The following is an 18,500-nucleotide window of genomic DNA, read 5'->3' as shown; positions in this document are numbered from 1 at the left end:
ACAGAAAACAGTTAAGTGACGATAGCCTAGGAGATACACCTGTTCCCATGCCGAACACAGAAGTTAAGCCCTAGAACGCCGGAAGTAGTTGGGGGTTGCCCCCTGTGAGATAGGGTAGTCGCTTAGCGAATAGAAAACTTCGGTTTTCTTATGGGAGTTTAGCTCAGCTGGGAGAGCATCTGCCTTACAAGCAGAGGGTCAGCGGTTCGATCCCGTTAACTCCCATAGTACGTAAGTACAGGTCCCGTAGTGTAGCGGTTATCACGTCGCCCTGTCACGGCGAAGATCGCGGGTTCGATTCCCGTCGGGACCGTTCAAAATGTACAGTGTACATTTTGAATGTATAAAATAAAGCAAACGAAAGTTTGCGTCAAAGATGTACAATGTACATAAAGACTCGTTAGCTCAGTTGGTAGAGCAATTGACTTTTAATCAATGGGTCGCTGGTTCGAGCCCAGCACGGGTCATATGCGGGTTTGGCGGAATTGGCAGACGCACCAGATTTAGGATCTGGCGCTTTCGGGCGTGGGGGTTCAAGTCCCTTAACCCGCATATGAATAAAAATAGGCCGGCTTAGCTCAGTTGGTAGAGCATCTGATTTGTAATCAGAGGGTCGCGTGTTCAAGTCATGTAGCCGGCATTTAAGAGGATTGCGAACGTAGTTCAGTGGTAGAACACCACCTTGCCAAGGTGGGGGTCGCGGGTTCGAATCCCGTCGTTCGCTTTGGCGCCGGGGTGGCGGAACTGGCAGACGCACAGGACTTAAAATCCTGCGATCATTTCGATCGTACCGGTTCGATTCCGGTCCTCGGCAAATGAGCACCCTTAGCTCAACTGGATAGAGTACCTGACTACGAATCAGGCGGTTAGAGGTTCGACTCCTCTAGGGTGCATGTTATAGAAATAGGAATTTATAATACGAAGTAAAGACCTAAATTACATCTACGGGAAGTAGCTCAGCTTGGTAGAGTACTTGGTTTGGGACCAAGGTGTCGCAGGTTCGAATCCTGTCTTCCCGATATGGCGGTGTAGCTCAGCTGGCTAGAGCGTCCGGTTCATACCCGGGAGGTCGGGGGTTCGATCCCCTTCGCCGCTATTAATTTAAGTATCGATCTTGCTTGGACCTTTAGCTCAGCTGGTTAGAGCTCTCGGCTCATAACCGAGTGGTCGTAGGTTCAAGTCCTACAAGGTCCATATATGGAGGATTACCCAAGTCCGGCTGAAGGGAACGGTCTTGAAAACCGTCAGGCGTGTAAAAGCGTGCGTGGGTTCGAATCCCACATCCTCCTTTCTTTTCAATAGCGCGGGATGGAGCAGCTAGGTAGCTCGTCGGGCTCATAACCCGAAGGTCGTAGGTTCAAATCCTGCTCCCGCAATTTGGCTCGGTAGCTCAGTTGGTAGAGCAATGGATTGAAGCTCCATGTGTCGGCGGTTCGATTCCGTCTCGCGCCATTTCTTTTATAAGCGGGTGTAGTTTAGTGGTAAAACTACAGCCTTCCAAGCTGTTGTCGCGAGTTCGATTCTCGTCACCCGCTTTGAACAGTTATGTTCAAAATACCAAGTTTTTTGACTTGGGCGCGTAGCTCAGGTGGTTAGAGCGCACGCCTGATAAGCGTGAGGTCGGTGGTTCGAGTCCACTCGTGCCCATAGGAGAATTACTCAAGAGGCTGAAGAGGACGGTTTGCTAAATCGTTAGGTCGGGTAACCGGCGCGGGGGTTCGAATCCCCCATTCTCCGTCATGAAAGTAAGGTTGGGATTTAATCCTAGCCTTCTTATTTTATCCTTTTTTAGTGGTGGATGTATGAAAAAATTTCGCATGTCAAAGACAGTTCTCCTTACAGGTTTAGCTTCGATTCTAGTCTTGGGATTACTGTTTTTTTCTTATTCTTCAGTTATTGTTCAGCAAACCAATAGCGGTGTTGCCTGGTTGAGTCGTCTCCTACATCAGCCTTTTGGAGCTTTGCGGCAAGCAGAGACAGATTTTTCGAATCTATTTTACGCTTATGAGGAAAATAAGGATTTGAAGCAGCGTCTTTATGCGATGGACGAGGAAGTTAATCAGATTGATTCTCTAAAGAAGGAGAACGAGGAATTGCGGCAACAGTTGGGCTTACAGTCCCAATTTAAGGAGCGCAAAGTGATTCAGGCGGCAGTTATAGATCGTCTACCAGCTACTTGGTCGAATTGGCTAGTCATAGATAAGGGATCTCAAGATGGGATTGTTGAGAATATGTATGTGGTTGCTCATGGGGGGCTTGTCGGTCAAGTCTCAAAAATTTCTGAGGAAACGAGTGTTATATCTCTCCTAACTTCTGAGCAAGAGCCCTTGGCGATTCCTGTTAAAATCAATACAGGTTCTAAGGATATTTTTGGAATTATTAAGTCTTATGATCCCGTTCAGCAGTTGGTGACCGTTAATCAACTGAATGCGTCAGATGAGATTCCAAAAGGATCTCGGGTGATGACCTCTGGTTTGGGAAATATGCCAGTTAAAGATATTCCTTTAGGTCAAGTTGAGTCAAGTAAGCAGAATAGTAATAATTTAGAGCGGGAAGTCTATGTTAAGATGTCCGCTAGTAGTTTAGATTTTTCAACAGTTAGTGTGGTAGGTCAATAATGAAAGCAGTCTGGAATCTTCTTCAAATCCTTGGTCTCTTTCTTTTACTATGGTTTGTGGACCAGCAATCGTCCTTATTTCTGTCGTACTTGATTCCCAGTCATTGGTATCCCGTGTTTCATAGTAGCCTAATCTTTCTACTCTTTGCTTCTGTTTTTTATTCAACCTTTACATTATTAGGAGCAAGCATGATAGCGGGTTTTCTTCTAGATAGCTATGTCTTTCATTCCATTGGCATTCTCTTTGTCTTATTCCCTCTTTGTGTGCTTTTTGTCACTAGTTTGAATCGTTTGTTTTTACGAAATACCTGGACTATTCTGCTAGCGACAGTTTTACTGATAAGCCTTTTTGAAAGTCTTTACTTTGGAGCGGCTACTCTGATGGGGATGGCGAGTTTGAATTGGATGGATTTTGTGGTTCTAAGTTTAGCTCCTAGTTTGGCAATCAATCTCCTTTTAAGTTTAATAACAACACCTCTCTTTCGTTTTTCCCTAGCCAAATCTTGATTTCATTTGAAAAAAGAGTTGAAAAAGTTTAAAATGGAAGAAGGGATAAAAAATGCGGAGGGAATCATGTCTTTTTCTGATTTAAAATTGTTTGCTCTATCATCAAATCAGGACTTAGCCAAGCGTGTTGCAGCTGCGATTGGTATGGAATTGGGGAAATCCAGTGTCCGTCAATTCTCAGATGGTGAGATTCAGGTAAATATTGAGGAATCGATTCGTGGGAAACACGTCTATATTCTTCAGTCAACCAGTTCACCTGTGAATGACAACTTGATGGAAATCTTGATTTTGGTAGATGCTTTGAAGCGCGCGAGTGCAGAGTCAGTGAATGTGGTGATGCCTTATTACGGCTATGCTCGCCAAGACAGGAAAGCTAGAGCTCGGGAACCAATTACATCTAAGCTTGTGGCAGATATGTTGCAGGTGGCAGGTGTTAATCGTCTCTTGACTGTTGATTTACACGCGGCTCAAATTCAGGGATTTTTTGATATTCCAGTAGATCATCTGATGGGAGCTCCGTTGATTGCGGATTATTTTGAACGTCGTGGCATGGTAGGGGAAGATTACGTTGTAGTAAGTCCAGACCATGGGGGTGTTACCCGGGCACGGAAGTTGGCAGAATTCTTACGGACACCTATTGCCATTATTGATAAACGTCGCTCCGTTGATAAGATGAACACTAGTGAAGTGATGAATATCATCGGGAAGGTTGAAGGTAAGACCTGTATCCTAATTGATGACATGATTGATACAGCGGGGACTATTGCTCATGCTGCAGATGCCTTGCAAGAGGCGGGAGCACTTGAGGTTTATGCTAGCTGTACTCACCCGGTTTTATCAGGACCGGCTATGGATAATATCCAAAATTCAGCGATTAAGGAATTAGTTGTTTTGGATACTATCTATTTACCAGAGGAACGTTTGATTGACAAGATTGTTCAAATCTCAACTGCTGATCTTTTGGCAGAAGCTATTATTCGCATCCATGAAAAACGTCCTCTATCTAGTTTGTTTGCTATTAACAAAAACAAGTAAGGAGATGACTGGAACTAATTTGAATTAGTTGGTGAGCAGTCTTCCTGACTCGATTACATATCGTTGGTTTATTTCTAACTCTGCTCTAAAAGTTTGTTAAATACCGTTAGAGCGGAGTTGAATGAACAGGAATAGTAGACTCCACAATATGAGCCTATCAACTATTGTGGTAAAGAATGATCATTAATGAATACTTCGAGGCTGGAACTGGAACGCAGCCTCTTTTCTATTGAGACTTATACTATTTCAAAATTCTTTGAATATGCTGTTGTTGAACTTTACTTGGTGTAAGGTAGGTGCTGATGGAGACAGTTCAGTCCAAAGGTCTGGTTCTTTATAATCGTCCCTATCGGGAAAAGGATCGTTTGGTTAAAATTTTTACAGAGAAGGCTGGGAAGCGGATGTTTTTTATCCGTAATGTCGAGAAGTCTCAGCGTTTGGCTCAGATTCAACCCTTGGTGATGGGGGACTATGTCCTCAAGCTTCGAGAGGAGGGACTGGGCTATATTGATGAAGTTAGTGTAGAGACTGCTTATCCCAAAGTTCAGGGAGATATCTATTCTTTGGCTTATGCCTCCTATGTTTTGGCTTTAGCTGATGCCAGTATTCAGGATGGACAAGCAGATCCGGCTCTTTTTCAGTTTGTGACCAAGACCTTAGATTTGATGGAAGAGGGATTGGATTATGAGGTTCTAACCTTGATTTTTGAGATGCAGATTTTGGACCGTTTTGGGACTCGTCTAGTTTTGTCGGAGTGCTGTTTTTGTCATCGGATCGGTTTGCCGTTTGATTATAGTTTTGTCTATGATGGGGTACTTTGTCCTGAACATTATGATCAAGATGTGCATCGTGCTCACTTCAATCCCAATAGCCTTTTTTTGCTAGAGCGGTTTCAGGCTGTTTCCCTGGAAGAATTAGAGAGTATCCGTTTATCTTCTGAAACCAAGTTTGACTTACGTCGGACACTCGATGCTTTTTACCAAGAATATGTTGGGATTCACTTGAAGGCCAAAAAATTTCTAGATTCCCTGGATGAGTGGGGAAGTCTTTTGAAGGAGAGAAAATGAAACGTATTGCCATTGATGCTATGGGGGGCGATGCTGCGCCGCAGGCTATTGTTGAGGGGGTTCTACGGGCCCGTGATGAGCTATCTGACGTGATGTTTCAATTGTATGGAGATCAAGATCAGATTTTGCCTCTTATTGCGAACAGTGATCGGATTGAGATCATTCATACGAAGGAAAAAATTGAAGGGGATGATGAGCCAACTCGAGCTATCCGGCGTAAAAAAGATGCCAGTATGGTCCTTGCAGCTAAGGCTGTAAAGGAAGGCCAAGCAGATGCCCTTCTATCTGCAGGAAATACAGGTGCTCTTCTAGCCGCTTCCTTTTTCATTATTGGTCGGATTAAAGGGATTGATCGGCCTGGTTTGTTGACAATTTTACCAAGTAAAAATGGCCAAGGTTTTGTCATGATGGATTTGGGTGCCAATGCAGAAAGTACCGCTCAACATTTGGAGCAATATGCTCTCATGGGTTCTTTCTATGCGAATCACGTTCGAGGTGTTCAAAATCCTCGGGTAGGTCTACTCAATAATGGATCGGAAGCTGGTAAAGGTGATTCCCTGCGCAAAGAAGCTTATCAACTTTTGGAGGCAAGAGAGGATTTGAACTTTGTGGGGAATGTGGAAGCTCGAGATCTTATGGATCAGGTAGCGGATGTCATAGTGACAGATGGATTTACTGGAAATGCGGTTCTCAAAACTATGGAAGGAACCGCATTAGGAATTCTCAGTCAACTTAAGTCGACCATCCTAGCAGGCGGTTTACGGGCTAAGTTGGGAGCATGGTTATTAAAGCCTAGTCTCAAGGAAATGCGTAAGAGTCTAGACTATACTGAGGCAGGAGGTGCTATGTTGTTTGGTGTCAAAGCTCCGGTTGTCAAGGCGCATGGATCTAGCGATGCTAAATCCATTTACTACACTCTCAAACAAGTTACGAGCATCTTGGATAGCCAAATTGTGGAACAAACCAGAGAATTTTTCCAAGTTGAAAGGGAAGAGGCCTAAGTGGATCTTTTTTCTTAAAATATGAATTGATAAAAAAGCTTAGAATCAGCATTTCGGATGAGTGTGATTCTAAGCTCTTTTTTAGTTTTCATACTCAATGAAAATCAAAAATTAAACTAGGAAGTGAGCCTCAGAAAGTTCGAAATCTTTGGGAGAGGTTTTAAGCTTGCTCATAAAACTTTCGAAGAAAGTTTCAAATGAGTACAGCAAAGTTGACAAAAACTTCGTTTTTTCAACTAAAATCTCAGACAGTCTACCAGACTGTCTGACCTGACAACTGTTAAATTTGATTTTCAAAGAGTATCAGGTGGGTAAATGTAGGTCAGGTGTCCCAGACCTTGGCTAGGGTCGAACCATCCGCGGTAATTCCGAATAGCTCCTTGACCGTTGTAGTTGGCTTCTTTGACTTGGATGGCTTGGGGAGAGGCGACGTGGGTGACTAGGGCTACGTGACCATAGCTACCATCGTCCCAGCAGGCGATAGCACCAACACGAGGTTCTGAGCCTGTTCGAAAACCAAGGTTTTCTGCTGAGGCTGCCCACTGACCACCGTTGCCCCACCAGTCGCCAACCCAAGGGACGAGACGTTTGACGCCCCACGTGCATTGGCCGGTGGGGTAGGTTGGTGCTGGGTAGAGGGGTTGGAAATCCTGATTTGGACTTACTTGGGAATCTAGCCCTTGTTTGAAGGGTTTTATTTCGGTCGGTGCTGGCTGAAAGGTTTTGTGGTAGATTGTTTGGGGTTGCCCTTGTTTGAGGGCTTTAATTTGAATCGTTGCTGGTTGATTTGTTGGAAGTTGGAGACTAGTTTGATAGAGAGCTGGGCTGTTGTGTGTGAGGGGGCAGGTCTGACCATTGAGGAGAATCTGAACTTGTTCGAGGGCCTGGGCTCGAGAAATTTCTAGGTGCAGGGTGTCGGCTTCCTCTTGGATTTGCACTTGGGGTTCCAGTTTGTCGAGGGGGATTTGATAGTCTGCTAGGGGATAGGTTTTCGTTTGCCCGTCGGCAAAGGTGATTTCAATCTGACTTTTGATAGGGACCGCAGATAGGTCTTGATTTAGGTCAATGAGGGTCTGGAAGAGTCCGTCTGGACTTTCTGGGGTTAAGGGAAGGATTTTTGGATTCTGCTGGTCTTGTGTAATTCGGAGCTTAGCCTTGTGGATTGCAGGACTATGGGGAGCTGGTTTGAGTTGAAAAAGGAGGAAACCTTGGTCGAGTTGGACTGGAGAAAATTTGGTGTGTGGCTTTAAATCTTGTCGGTCCTTGTGGCTGTCTGGACTTGCTGGGAAAAGAAAGGTCCCGCTTTGAAGGATTTGTCCGTGGGGTCCTTGGAGCCGATAGGCATAGGGACCAGAGTTAGATGGCAAGTCTTTGAGGTCTAGGATTACCTGTGTGCTACCATCTATTTGCCCAAGGGGAAAGTAGTGCCAGTCCTTTGGCGCTTGGCTAGGCCAAATTTGAAGTGTTAGAGGTCCTTCTTTTTTTACGAGCGGAAAATGGAGATTTATGTGCTTGGAATCTAACAAGGTGACTTGGGCGGATTGACGGGGATGAATGGCTTCTTGGACAGGATTACTTGGATACATAGGTACCTCCTGGGGATCTTTTTCTATTCATTCGGAATGACTGGAGAAAAAGTTGTAAATAAGGTAAACTGGTAAGAGAATACTTGGAGGAGGAACGCATGTTAGAAAGGTATACGCGACCTGAAATGGGGGCTATTTGGTCTGAGGAGAATAAGTATCGGGCTTGGCTGGAAGTGGAAATTTTAGCGGCTGAGGCTTGGGCAGTATTGGGGGAGATTCCCCAAGAGGATGTGACTTTGTTACGGGAAAAGGCTCGTTTTGATGTTGAGCGGATTTTAGAGATTGAGCAGGAGACTCATCATGATGTGGTTGCTTTTACCCGTGCTGTATCTGAATCGTTAGGAGAAGAAAGCAAGTGGGTTCATTTTGGCTTGACTTCAACTGATGTGGTTGATACCGCCTATGGTTATCTCTATAAACAGGCCAATGCTATTTTGCGTCAGGATTTGGAAAACTTCCTTGCTATTATTGCTGAGAAAGCACGAGAACATAAATATACCATTATGATGGGGCGGACTCATGGGGTTCATGCAGAGCCCACCACTTTTGGTTTGAAATTAGCAACCTGGTACAGTGAGATGAAACGCAATTTGGAACGGTTTAATCAGGTTGCAGCAGGGATTGAGGCTGGTAAAATTTCGGGTGCAGTTGGAAATTTTGCAAATATCCCTCCTTTTGTAGAAGAGTATGTTTGTGAGCGCTTGGGGATTCGTCCGCAAGAGATTTCAACTCAAGTTTTACCTCGGGATTTACATGCAGATTATTTTAATTGCCTAGCCTTGATTGCCACATCTATTGAGCGTATGGCGACAGAAATTCGTGGTTTGCAGAAATCGGAGCAACGTGAGGTGGAGGAGTTTTTTGCTAAGGGACAAAAGGGAAGTTCTGCTATGCCCCACAAGCGTAATCCAATCGGTTCTGAGAATATGACAGGTTTGGCGCGCGTGTTGCGTGGTCATATGATGACAGCCATGGAAGATGTAGTACTTTGGCACGAACGAGATATTTCACATTCTTCAGCAGAGCGTATTATTGCCCCAGATTCAACGATTCTTTTGGATTACATGCTGAATCGCTTTGGTCGTATTGTCCAGAATTTGACCGTATTCCCTGAAAATATGCGACGTAACATGGATGCTACCTTTGGGCTTATTTATAGTCAGCGTGTTTTATTATCTTTGATTGAAAAGGGAATGACGCGGGAAGCCGCCTATGACTTGGTTCAGCCTAAAACGGCTCAAGCCTGGGATCACCAAGTTGATTTTAAATCTCTGCTACTGGAGGATTCTGAAATTACTTCCTATTTAAATTCAGCAGAAATTGAACAAATTTTTAATCCAGATTACTATACTAACGGCGTTGATGCGATTTTCACCCGCTTGGGATTATAATAAAAAGGGCCTATCTTCTCCTGGGTGAGAAGTGGCCCTTTTTTTGGTGATTTTGTATGATTCATCGTTCATAGCTTATTGATTCCGTGATAGGAGGGTGAACTTGAAGTAATCACCACGTTTATAGGTTTTACGGTATTCCAAGATTTGACCAGTGGATTCAAGGCGCGTGGTCTTGGTTTGAAGGACAGTAGGAAATTCTTCAGCAACCTCTAGGCGTTCGCTAATCAAGGAATCTGTTGGAAAGAGAATTTCAGTTGTCTCTTCAAATTTTTCATCATTGAGATGAATATGGTAGTCAAACTTAAACCGGTCGTAGATTGAGCTATAGTAGCTCAATTCTGGATAATTGGCATTGATATACTGCTCTGGGATATAAGATTCATGGAAAACATAAGGGGTACCATCCGCTGTACGCATCCGTTCGATCTTATAATAATAGTGCATAGGACCAAGTCCAAGTTTTGCGATGAACTCAGGATTGTTATCCCTTGTAATCGATAGGACTGTTACTTTATCGACTTTACCATCAAGAAAATCAGCATCAGAATATTCGATCAGTTTATGATTGCCAGCTCGGGATACAAAAGTCCCTTTTCCCTGTTGGCGTACGATGTAACCGTCTTTAGCTAGGTCGTTTAAGGCACGTACAACCGTAATTGAACTAACATTATACATATCAATCAATTCGGCCTCTGTATAAAATTTATCCCCATTCTCAAATTGACCAGAGATAATTTTGTGCTTGAGTTCATCTTTGATTTGTTGATACTTTGGGATTGCCATGCTATATATCACCTCACTTTCCTTCCCTCTATTAAGATTTTACCATAAAAACTTAAAAAATTCTTGACAAAATGCGATTTTTTTAATATATTGATAAGTTATACACCGAGGGTGATTTTGTTTATAATCTATAAATAGGTTATGTTTTAGAGTTAAAATCAGAAGTATTCTAATTTTGAAAAAGTAGCTGTGAGCGACTGCTATCTGTCTCTATGAATAGAGCTGATGGGGAGAGATTTATAGTTTTAGAACTCAGCTCCTCTGAAAAGTCAAACTGAATTTTTTGATATAATAGAGCTATGACTAGATTAGTAGATATGGAACAAATGGGTGAGGATAGTTTGATTGAAGGCAGTCTTCGTCCGCAAAAATTTCAGGAATACATTGGCCAAGGTAAGGTTAAGGAACAGCTAAAAATTTTTATTGAAGCTGCAAAATTACGGGATGAGTCCTTAGATCATACCCTACTTTTTGGACCTCCCGGTTTGGGGAAAACGACCATGGCTTTTGTTATCGCCAATGAATTAGGGGTTCATTTAAAACAAACATCTGGACCTGTGATTGAAAAGGCAGGAGATTTGGTGGCTCTTTTAAATGACTTGGAGCCAGGGGATGTGCTCTTTATTGATGAAATTCACCGTATGCCCATGGCTGTAGAGGAAATTCTCTACAGTGCTATGGAAGATTTTTATGTGGATATTATGATTGGGAGTGGAGAGACGAGCCGTTCGGTTCATTTGGAATTACCTCCTTTTACCTTGATTGGAGCAACAACACGGGCCGGGATGCTGTCTAATCCCTTACGGGCTCGTTTTGGAATTCATGCACACATGGAGTATTATGACCTGCCTGATTTGACGGAGATTGTTGAGCGGACGGCAGCGATTTTTGAAACAGAGATTTTACCAGAAGCAGCTATCGAGCTAGCTCGTCGTAGTCGAGGGACCCCACGAATTGCTAACCGATTGCTGAAACGTGTACGGGATTTTGCTCAGATTAAAGGGGAAGGTGTTATCGATCGTGATATGACAGATCAAGCCTTGACCATGTTGGATGTGGATCAAGAGGGATTAGATTATGTAGATCAGAAGCTCCTGCGTACGATGATTGAGCTCTACAATGGCGGACCGGTCGGTTTGTCTACGATTGCTGTGAATATTGCAGAGGAGCGGGAAACGGTTGAAGACATGTATGAACCCTACTTGATTCAACAAGGCTTTATTATTCGTACCCGCAGTGGCCGACAGGCTACTGCTAAAGCCTATGAACATTTGGGATATCCCATACCGGGGACGAATTGATACTAAAGGCAGGTCTATCTGGACCTGCCTTTGTTAGTTGAGTCTGGTACTCATTAGACTTCCTGCGAAACGTTTATAGCCTTTCAAAATTGATAATACCAGCAATCAAGTTCATTCTTAAACCAAATCGTTTCTTACGATTGCGGTAAGTTGTTGAAAAGATGTTAAACACTTTGAACTTTGCAAAAATATTCTCAACCTTAATTCTCCGTGAAGATAAGTCTCGATTGTAAGATTTATCTCCCTTTGTTAAAGGATGGTACCTACTGGATTTTATAGGAGTTTTAGCCGGAGGATAGAGCTTCATAAGTCCTTGATAGCCACTATCTGCCAATATTTCCCTAGCTTTAGATAAATCCCGTCTACTCTTTCTAAAAAGCTTCATATCGTGGCAGTAATCTAGCTGAACATCTATAAAAAGAATTTTCCCTTGTCCAGTTATGATTACTTGGACTTTACCTACATGTAATTTCTTTTTTCCAGAGTAGTTTAACTTTTGTTTTTTTTGGGACGTTGAATTTTCACTTCTGATGCATCAACTATGATAGTATCGGTATCCTTTACTTTTCCTTTTTCAATAGTGAAACCACTTTGAACTAAGACTTCTTCAACCCAATGACTACGACGAATAAGGTTGCTTTCATGTACACCAAAATCAGCTGCAATTTGTTCATAAGTACGATATTCACGTAGGTATTGAAGAGTAGCTATTAGGATATCTTCTAAACTCATTTTTGGAGTCCGACCACCTTTAGAGTGTTTGGCTTGATAAGCAACTGTCAAGATTTCTAGCATTTTGTCAAAAGTTCTTCTCTCAACACCAACTAGGCGTTTAAAGCGTAAATCGGAAAGTTTTTTACTGGATTCATAATTCATGCTTCTATTTTATCATATCCTTGTTTCGCAGGAAGTCTATTAAATGTCAAATTCTGATTTTGTTAAGTTCCTTAGCTGACGGTCTGGCTTGTGCGCAAGGTAGACCGTCTTTGAAGGGAGTGAGCGTTATTGAAGGCATGGTCACAGCAGACTTTTTTCTTTTTTTAATTGAAGGACTAAGTAGATACTTCCAAGAAGTAAGATGATACTGGCCATTAGGCTGCCCTCGGTTCCAAAGTCTCCGCCGGAAATCCAATCGGCTGCCTCCGGTTTTATTCCAAAAGAAAAGAGAGAGGAGCCGGTGCTTGTACCACTGACGGCGACTCCGAAAATATTGCCTTGTGTGAAATTCCAAGCCCCATGTAAACCTGCAACACCCCAGATATTGTCAGTCTTAAGCATGTAGAGAGCCATGAATACACCAGATAAGACGATACTTAAAATCGACAAACCAGTGACATTGTTATTGGTCAAGTGCATGATTCCAAAAAGGCTACTTGAAATGCCAATTGCAATGGGGAGATTGGAACGCTTGTTGATAATGGGTAGAAGCCAGGCACGGGTTAGGAGTTCTTCTGTACCACCTTGAATCAGCCAAAATGGGATGGTTGATACAACAAACATGAGATTTGCACCTGAAAAATCGACACGATTGAATGTGACTCCGCCAAACAAATAGCTGAGTCCAAGGCTACAGGCGAAGGTCAGTGTTCCTACTCCCCAACCTTTTAGAATCTCAAGAAAATAATTTGTTTTGAAAAATCCAAGGCTAGAAATGGGGCGTTTCTCGTACCACTTAACCCAAGCGAAGAGTGTTAGAGCAATGAAGGCAAATAGCCCTAGTTGAACATGTAGGAGACTAAATTGTTCAAGGATAGTATTTGGATTGTTTAGATGAGCAATTAGGAAAGGTATGGAGATGATGGTAAGGATGAGGATTCCAATGATAGAACCACCGAAAAAGAACATCTCTACCATCAAGCAAGCCAGAATGATCATCAGCCATGCGGGCAGTTTTTCATAACGTTTGGTCGTATTTTCCAAGATTCTTTTTTGGTTCATCTTATCTTCCTCCTTTTGGCTTAATGGAACACTTGGTGGTAGTTGAAGGTCAGTAGCTGAAATCGTTTTATATATTTATTTTATCAAAAATATACAAATAATGCTATGTAGAAAATAGGATTGATGAATAGAAGATGCTTTTTTCTAGCGGTTTATGAATGAGTACCATGAAGCAGAGTCGGTTCAGAAATTGTGTGAGTCACCCTTTCCTTATATGGTATAATAGAAAAGAGGTATACGATATGAAAGTGATTATGGTTTGCTTAGGAAATATTTGTCGCAGTCCCATGGCTGAATTTGTAATGAAACGAGAAATGCCGACTTGGCATGTTGAAAGCCGTGCCACCTCGACTTGGGAGCATGGGAATCCGATTCACCGAGGAACACAAGCAATTCTCCAAAAATATGCAATTCCTTACGATGTCTCGAAACAATCACAACAGATTTCACAAGCAGATTTTCGTGAAGCTGATTTAATCTTGGCTATGGACCAGTCTAACTTAGAGGATTTGCGGGCCATGGCTCCACAGGAAGCTTTAGCTAAGATTCATCCCTTGATTGATGGGGAAGTCCCAGATCCATGGTATACGGGAGATTTCGAGGAGACCTATCGCTTGGTTCAACAGGGATGTCGAGAATGGATTGAAAGAGTAGGAGAGTAGCGATGGCAAAGAAGGAAAAAGAGCAGAAATATATCGATAAAAAAGTTCCTGCCAAAAGTATTCGCTGGAAACGATCTAGTTTTGAACTGCTGGCTGGGGTGATAATCCTTTTATGTGCAATCTGGGTTTTGGTATCTGGGATCCCTATGAAGGGGAAGGTCAGCCTAAATGAAGGTCAGATTATCTATGAGGGTACTTTAGTTCGGGGAAAAATGACTGGTCAAGGCAAGGTTACCTATGAAAATGGGGATGCCTATGAAGGCGAGTTTGAAAATGGAGCTTTTCAAGGTCAAGGAACCTTTACCTCTAAGGATGGTTGGCGCTATACAGGCCAATTTGCCAAGGGTAAGCCAGATGGAAAAGGGGAGCTGGTAACAGAGGATAAGGTCGCCTATACTGGAACATTTAAGCAAGGAATTTACCAGAATGAGAATTAAATGGTTCTCCCTTATTCGGATAACAGGTCTCCTCTTTGTCCTGATTTATCATTTTTATAAGGAACAATTACCAGGTGGTTTCATTGGGGTAGACGTCTTTTTTGTCTTTTCAGGTTTTCTGATTACAGCTTTGTTGATTGAGGAAGTTGGGAAAACCAAGAAGATAGATTTGGTGTCTTATTTTAGGCGAAGATTGTATCGAATTGTTCCACCGCTTGTACTGATGATACTGGTAGTGGCACCCCTGATGCTTTTTGTCAAGGCAGATTTTCGGGTGGATATTGGAACTCAGACAGCTGGGGCTCTGGGTTTTGTGACCAACTTCTATGAAATGCTTTTGGGAGCTAGCTATGAAAGCCAGTTCATTCCACATCTGTTTTTGCACACTTGGAGTTTGGCCCTGGAGGCGCATTACTATATTGTCTGGGCGTTGCTTCTGACTTTGGTGGCGCGTGGATGTAAGGATATTCGACGATTTAAGAGTCAGGTTTTCCTAGTTTCGACAGGTTTTCTGTTGGTCTCTTATATCAGTATGCTGGTTGGAACTTTCACCACTGATAATGTCTCGAATCTCTATTTCTCAAGCCTATCACACAGTTTTCCCTTCTTTGTGGGCTCTAGTCTAGCGGCCTTGACGGGCTTGCAGCAACAAGGGATGTTGTTACGGAGTTTCATCCAGAAATGGAGTTTAGGTAAGACCCTACTTATCTACCTAGGAGCTTTGACTCTTTCACTAGTCCTCGCACGCTTTCTCACTTTTGAGTCTTTGTGGACTTATGCAGTCGGTCTTTTTGTAGCTTCTCTCTTGGCTGGGGTGATGATTCTGGCTACTCGTATCCTACACGAGAAAACCCAGATTAAGGAGCCGCGAGTGCTCGATTTTTTAGCTAGTACCTCTTATGGGGTCTATCTCTTTCATTGGCCCTTCTATTTGATTTTTTCTGAATGGATGGAACACGGTTTAGCCGTTTCATTGACCATCCTGCTTTCTCTTGTCTTAGCTGCTTTTTCTTTTTATTTATTAGAACCTATGCTTCAAGGGAAAAATCCGAAAATTTTAGGTACGCCCGTAGTGATGCCAAGTCTGGGCTGGAAAGGGCTTATTCTTCCGTTCCTATTGGGAATAGCTTGGATCATTGGAGTGATGATGAGTCCAACTATGGGAAGTTTTGAGGCTAATCTGGTAGGAAATAGTTTGCAACAGGCTAGTCAACAAATGCGTTCTCTCCGTATCCGCACTGAGAATCCGGATGCAGTTGCTGATGGAGCAAGCCTAATTGGTGACTCTGTTGCCCTCCGGGCTAGTGATTGGCTGAATCAGGATATTCCTGGCTTGGATATGGATGCAGCGGTATCTCGGAACTTGATTGATGGTACTAAAATGCTGAAAAAGGCTGCTAAAAATGGCACCCTGGTTACAGATGTCATCATTGCGCTCGGAGTTAATGAGGTCAATGATTATTTTGAGCAGTTAGACCAGATGGTTAAAGACTTACCGGCTGGTCATCGCTTAATCTTGGTGACCCCTTATGATGGTCGTGTGTTGGACAATCCCAATGCTATCGCCAACCGGACCCGGGATTATATGATTAAATTGGCTGATCAATACGACTATGTGCTGGTTGCAGACTGGTATCAGACTGCCGTAGACAATCCGGAAATCTGGTATGGTACGGATGATGTCCACTTCGGATCTAATCCTAGCAGTATTGCACAAGGTGGTAAACTGTATGCTAAGACTGTTCGTAATGCGTTGAAGAAAGCCCAAGATGCACCCACAAAACCCTAATGAATGATGATTGGAGAATTGTTGAACATCTCCCACAAACAATCGATAGGTTAAACCTAGTAGCGTTTCAGGTGGATGTATAAGGACCAATGCTTGGTTCTAAGATTGTAAGGAATTTGAAAACAGTAAGAAGGCTGGGCTTAGGCACCAGCCTTTAGTGTTGTGTTAGTAAAAATTCTTGGACTTAGTGGCGCATAGAGTTTGCGAAGCAAACCACAATTGCTCGTGTTTCCCACTCCCTCTTTTGTTATACTAGTTTTATGGAAAAAATAAATCGACGGATTTTTGACTTGGCTTTACCGGCCATGTTGGAGAATTTTTTACAGATGGTGATGGGAGTAGTGGATTCCTATCTAGTAGCTAGTCTTGGTTTGGTGGCTATTTCTGGAGTTTCTTTGGCTTCTAGTGTCTTGGCGATTTACCAGGCTCTATTTTTAGCTCTGGTTGCGACGTTATCCAGTTTTGTTGCCAAGGCTCATGCAGAGAAGGAAGAGGGGTGGTCCGAGGACTTAGCTCGATCAGGCTTAGGTCTAACGATAATGTTATCTCTGGTTCTAGGTTTGTTGTCTGTGTTAGCGGGACCGACGATTCTTTCTTGGATGGGGACGGATTCTAGAGTGGCAGCAGCAGGTGGTCTTTATATTAGTCTAGTTGGAGGTACCATTGTTTTCCAAGGTTTGATGATGAGTCTAGGTGCAGTGTTACGAATCTGGGGACGCCCGCAGGAACCTATGTGGGTTAGTCTAGTCGTTAATTTTTTAAATGTTCTTTTGTCTACTGCCTTTCTTTATGGCCTAGATTGGGGCTTGATGGGGGTTGCCTTAGGGACAGTTTTGTCGCGATTTCTAGGAGCTCTTTACCTTTGGTGGCGAGTCCCTTTCCCTCTGTTGGGGCAGCCTTGGATTTGGGACTGGAGTTTGGTGGGTTTTGCCTTACCGGCGGCGGGTGAACGTCTAATGATGCGGCTTGGCGATTTTCTGCTTATGGTGCTAGTGGTTTCTTTTGGAACCGAAGTGGTCGCGGGGAATGCCATAGGGGAGACCTTGATTCCCTTTCATGCGATGCCGGCTTTGGGTCTGGCGACTGCAGGGGTTATTTTGATCGCTCAAGCTCGCGGGCAGGAGGATTGGGAGCAGGTTGATGCCTTAGTCTCGCGTTTGTATGGCTGGACACTAGCTCTAATGTTTCCGATTGGCCTAGCTTTTTACCTTTTTGGTCAGCCTTTGACCCAGCTTTATAATAGTGATACGCAGGTTGTTGCTGCTAGTCAAACGGTCTTATTGTTTGCTTTATTAGGAACACCGATGATTGCTGGGACTTTGATCTATACCAGCCTGTGGCAGGGCTTGGGCAATGCTAAGCTACCTTTTTATGCGACTAGCATAGGGATGTGGATTTTACGATTAGGTTTTGGTGCCTTCCTAGGACATTTTCTGGGCTGGGGGTTAAGTGGCATTTGGATTGGGACCCTAGTTGATAATGGTTTTCGCTGGTGGTGGCTCAGACGTCACTATCGTTCTTATAGAAAGGAGCAGGTATGACTGCTTTTATTTGGGATTTGGACGGGACACTTTTGGATTCTTATGAAGCCATTCTGGCAGCTATTGGTCAGGCCTTGGCAGATACAGAGTATCCTTTTGACAAGGAGGCTATTCGCCAGCAGATTTTAGCAACCTCTGTTAAAGATTTTTTTGAAAAAATTGAAAAAGCTGATGGGAAAAATTTGAAGCCTCTTTATCAAAAGGCTTTACCGCAATTCAGTGGGGAAATTCGCCTCTTACCGGGAGCTAGGGAAATCTTGGAATGGGCAGATCAGCAAGGAATTCAGCAGTTTGTCTTTACTCACAAGGATGAGGAAGCCCATCTTCTTTTAGAGCAATTGGGTATAGCATCCTATTTTAGAGAAGTGGTGACAGCTAGCGATGGTTTCGCTCGTAAACCAGATCCGGAGGCTCTCTACTACTTGATGGACAAGTATACATTGGATCCGGATCAGACTTACTATATTGGTGACCGCCTTCTGGATATTGAAGCAGCCCTTGCGGCGGGAATCCACTCGATTAATTTCTTAGCCCATCCAGAAAGCCAGCAAATTGAGAATTTACTAGCTATTCAAGATTTAATGTTTGATTAAGAATAGTGGGTTATTCTAGTAGATATCTAAGCAAGGAAGGCTTGGGGGAGGGCCCTGTTCTATTGATTAACTTTTATACCCTTTTAGTTTATATTTTATCCCAAATTATTCATACATAACTAAAAAAACTTCCAGAATCGCTGATACATCATGGTTTCTGGAAGTTTTTGATTTTCACCCATTAGGTGAGACTTTTGACTGGACAAAAAAGGATTTCCCCTTTATGATATAAGCGCAAACCAAATCAAA

General features: G+C 43.2%; 16 protein-coding genes, 17 tRNA genes and 1 rRNA gene. 30 read left to right on the top strand and 4 right to left on the bottom strand.

The features are described 5' to 3' along the window. The first annotated feature begins 11 nt into the window (after window positions 1-11). The 23 genes from rrf to plsX all read left to right on the top strand — a co-directional run bounded on the left by rrf (window position 12) and on the right by plsX (window position 6,227). A 5S ribosomal RNA gene (gene rrf, locus E4T71_RS05765) occupies window positions 12-127 on the top strand. 25 nt (window positions 128-152) lie between these two features. Beyond that, window positions 153-225: transfer RNA gene (locus E4T71_RS05760), tRNA-Val, on the top strand. Between the two features lie 15 nt (window positions 226-240). Further along, window positions 241-313, top strand: a tRNA-Asp gene (locus E4T71_RS05755). Window positions 314-394: 81 nt separating this feature from the next. Further along, window positions 395-467, top strand: a tRNA-Lys gene (locus E4T71_RS05750). Window positions 468-470: 3 nt separating this feature from the next. Beyond that, window positions 471-552 (top strand) — tRNA-Leu (locus E4T71_RS05745). A gap of 15 nt (window positions 553-567) precedes the next feature. Further along, window positions 568-640 (top strand) — tRNA-Thr (locus E4T71_RS05740). Window positions 641-652: 12 nt separating this feature from the next. After that, window positions 653-724 (top strand) — tRNA-Gly (locus tag E4T71_RS05735). Window positions 725-729: 5 nt separating this feature from the next. Then, a tRNA-Leu gene (locus tag E4T71_RS05730) sits at window positions 730-814 on the top strand. A gap of 5 nt (window positions 815-819) precedes the next feature. Then, a tRNA-Arg gene (locus E4T71_RS05725) sits at window positions 820-893 on the top strand. Between the two features lie 52 nt (window positions 894-945). Then, a tRNA-Pro gene (locus E4T71_RS05720) sits at window positions 946-1,019 on the top strand. A gap of 3 nt (window positions 1,020-1,022) precedes the next feature. Then, window positions 1,023-1,096, top strand: a tRNA-Met gene (locus E4T71_RS05715). 24 nt (window positions 1,097-1,120) lie between these two features. Continuing rightward, window positions 1,121-1,194, top strand: a tRNA-Ile gene (locus E4T71_RS05710). Between the two features lie 5 nt (window positions 1,195-1,199). Continuing rightward, a tRNA-Ser gene (locus E4T71_RS05705) sits at window positions 1,200-1,289 on the top strand. Between the two features lie 13 nt (window positions 1,290-1,302). Next, window positions 1,303-1,376: transfer RNA gene (locus E4T71_RS05700), tRNA-Met, on the top strand. 3 nt (window positions 1,377-1,379) lie between these two features. Beyond that, window positions 1,380-1,452: transfer RNA gene (locus E4T71_RS05695), tRNA-Phe, on the top strand. 12 nt (window positions 1,453-1,464) lie between these two features. Next, window positions 1,465-1,535, top strand: a tRNA-Gly gene (locus E4T71_RS05690). A 38-nt stretch (window positions 1,536-1,573) separates the two neighbouring features. Next, window positions 1,574-1,647: transfer RNA gene (locus tag E4T71_RS05685), tRNA-Ile, on the top strand. Window positions 1,648-1,649: 2 nt separating this feature from the next. Then, window positions 1,650-1,737 (top strand) — tRNA-Ser (locus E4T71_RS05680). A gap of 80 nt (window positions 1,738-1,817) precedes the next feature. Beyond that, window positions 1,818-2,618 (top strand): rod shape-determining protein MreC, encoded by an 801-nt coding sequence (mreC, locus tag E4T71_RS05675; RefSeq protein ID WP_167758475.1) that lies wholly within the window; start codon window positions 1,818-1,820, stop codon window positions 2,616-2,618. Beyond that, window positions 2,618-3,124, top strand: a complete 507-nt coding sequence (mreD, locus tag E4T71_RS05670) for a rod shape-determining protein MreD (protein WP_135037992.1) — start codon at window positions 2,618-2,620, stop codon at window positions 3,122-3,124. Before mreC ends, mreD begins: the two co-directional genes overlap by 1 nt. Before the next feature lie 66 nt (window positions 3,125-3,190). Beyond that, entirely contained in the window at window positions 3,191-4,159 is a 969-nt protein-coding gene (locus tag E4T71_RS05665; RefSeq protein ID WP_135037990.1) for a ribose-phosphate diphosphokinase, read from the top strand. A gap of 302 nt (window positions 4,160-4,461) precedes the next feature. Then, window positions 4,462-5,226 carry a DNA repair protein RecO gene (gene recO, locus E4T71_RS05660; RefSeq protein WP_194181253.1) on the top strand — a complete coding sequence of 255 codons (765 nt, stop codon included), beginning with the start codon at window positions 4,462-4,464 and terminating at the stop codon, window positions 5,224-5,226. Further along, window positions 5,223-6,227 carry a phosphate acyltransferase PlsX gene (gene plsX / locus E4T71_RS05655; protein WP_135037988.1) on the top strand — a complete coding sequence of 335 codons (1,005 nt, stop codon included), beginning with the start codon at window positions 5,223-5,225 and terminating at the stop codon, window positions 6,225-6,227. The genes recO and plsX overlap by 4 nt, the downstream gene beginning before the upstream one ends. Window positions 6,228-6,520: 293 nt before the next feature. On the opposite strand, the gene E4T71_RS10485 is transcribed toward plsX, so the two are convergent. Continuing rightward, window positions 6,521-7,813 (bottom strand): CHAP domain-containing protein, encoded by a 1,293-nt coding sequence (locus E4T71_RS10485; protein ID WP_135037986.1) that lies wholly within the window; start codon window positions 7,811-7,813, stop codon window positions 6,521-6,523. 98 nt (window positions 7,814-7,911) lie between these two features. Here E4T71_RS10485 and purB point away from each other — a divergent pair, with 98 nt between their 5' ends. After that, window positions 7,912-9,204, top strand: coding sequence for an adenylosuccinate lyase (gene purB / locus E4T71_RS05645; protein WP_135037984.1), 1,293 nt, complete (start codon window positions 7,912-7,914; stop codon window positions 9,202-9,204). 75 nt (window positions 9,205-9,279) lie between these two features. Here purB and E4T71_RS05640 read toward each other — a convergent pair whose 3' ends face one another. Beyond that, a complete protein-coding gene (locus E4T71_RS05640) occupies window positions 9,280-9,990 on the bottom strand; it encodes a GntR family transcriptional regulator (protein WP_135037982.1) in 711 nt (236 codons plus the stop codon). A 299-nt stretch (window positions 9,991-10,289) separates the two neighbouring features. Between E4T71_RS05640 and ruvB the strand changes: the two genes are divergently transcribed. Further along, on the top strand, window positions 10,290-11,291 hold the full coding sequence (gene ruvB / locus E4T71_RS05635; RefSeq protein WP_135037980.1) for a Holliday junction branch migration DNA helicase RuvB: 1,002 nt from the start codon (window positions 10,290-10,292) through the stop codon (window positions 11,289-11,291). Between the two features lie 73 nt (window positions 11,292-11,364). Here the strand turns inward: ruvB and E4T71_RS05630 are convergent. Both E4T71_RS05630 and E4T71_RS05625 read right to left on the bottom strand, forming a co-directional pair. After that, window positions 11,365-12,167, bottom strand: a protein-coding gene (locus tag E4T71_RS05630; RefSeq protein ID WP_135037978.1) for an IS5 family transposase whose coding sequence is annotated in 2 segments (ribosomal slippage) — window positions 11,365-11,796 and window positions 11,799-12,167 — 801 coding nt in all. Because the reading frame shifts where the segments join, the coding sequence is not laid out codon by codon here. 141 nt (window positions 12,168-12,308) lie between these two features. Next, window positions 12,309-13,229, bottom strand: coding sequence for a CPBP family intramembrane glutamic endopeptidase (locus E4T71_RS05625; protein WP_135037976.1), 921 nt, complete (start codon window positions 13,227-13,229; stop codon window positions 12,309-12,311). A 242-nt stretch (window positions 13,230-13,471) separates the two neighbouring features. Here E4T71_RS05625 and E4T71_RS05620 point away from each other — a divergent pair, with 242 nt between their 5' ends. From E4T71_RS05620 to E4T71_RS05600, 5 genes are all read left to right on the top strand, one after another. Further along, window positions 13,472-13,891 carry a low molecular weight protein-tyrosine-phosphatase gene (locus E4T71_RS05620; RefSeq protein ID WP_135037974.1) on the top strand — a complete coding sequence of 140 codons (420 nt, stop codon included), beginning with the start codon at window positions 13,472-13,474 and terminating at the stop codon, window positions 13,889-13,891. 2 nt (window positions 13,892-13,893) lie between these two features. Further along, window positions 13,894-14,328, top strand: coding sequence for a hypothetical protein (locus E4T71_RS05615; protein ID WP_135037972.1), 435 nt, complete (start codon window positions 13,894-13,896; stop codon window positions 14,326-14,328). Beyond that, on the top strand, window positions 14,318-16,117 hold the full coding sequence (locus tag E4T71_RS05610; protein ID WP_135037970.1) for an acyltransferase family protein: 1,800 nt from the start codon (window positions 14,318-14,320) through the stop codon (window positions 16,115-16,117). Before E4T71_RS05615 ends, E4T71_RS05610 begins: the two co-directional genes overlap by 11 nt. A gap of 260 nt (window positions 16,118-16,377) precedes the next feature. Further along, complete coding sequence (locus E4T71_RS05605; protein ID WP_135037968.1) at window positions 16,378-17,658, top strand: MATE family efflux transporter; 1,281 nt, start codon at window positions 16,378-16,380, stop codon at window positions 17,656-17,658. Next, window positions 17,655-18,251, top strand: a complete 597-nt coding sequence (locus E4T71_RS05600) for an HAD-IA family hydrolase (protein ID WP_135037966.1) — start codon at window positions 17,655-17,657, stop codon at window positions 18,249-18,251. Before E4T71_RS05605 ends, E4T71_RS05600 begins: the two co-directional genes overlap by 4 nt. Window positions 18,252-18,500 lie beyond the last annotated feature (249 nt).

This window comes from Streptococcus sp. WM07, from assembly GCF_004570525.1.
Classification (GTDB): domain Bacteria; phylum Bacillota; class Bacilli; order Lactobacillales; family Streptococcaceae; genus Streptococcus.
The sequence above is the reverse complement of the archived record's forward strand: the minus strand, read 5'-3'. Positions and strand labels throughout refer to the sequence as shown.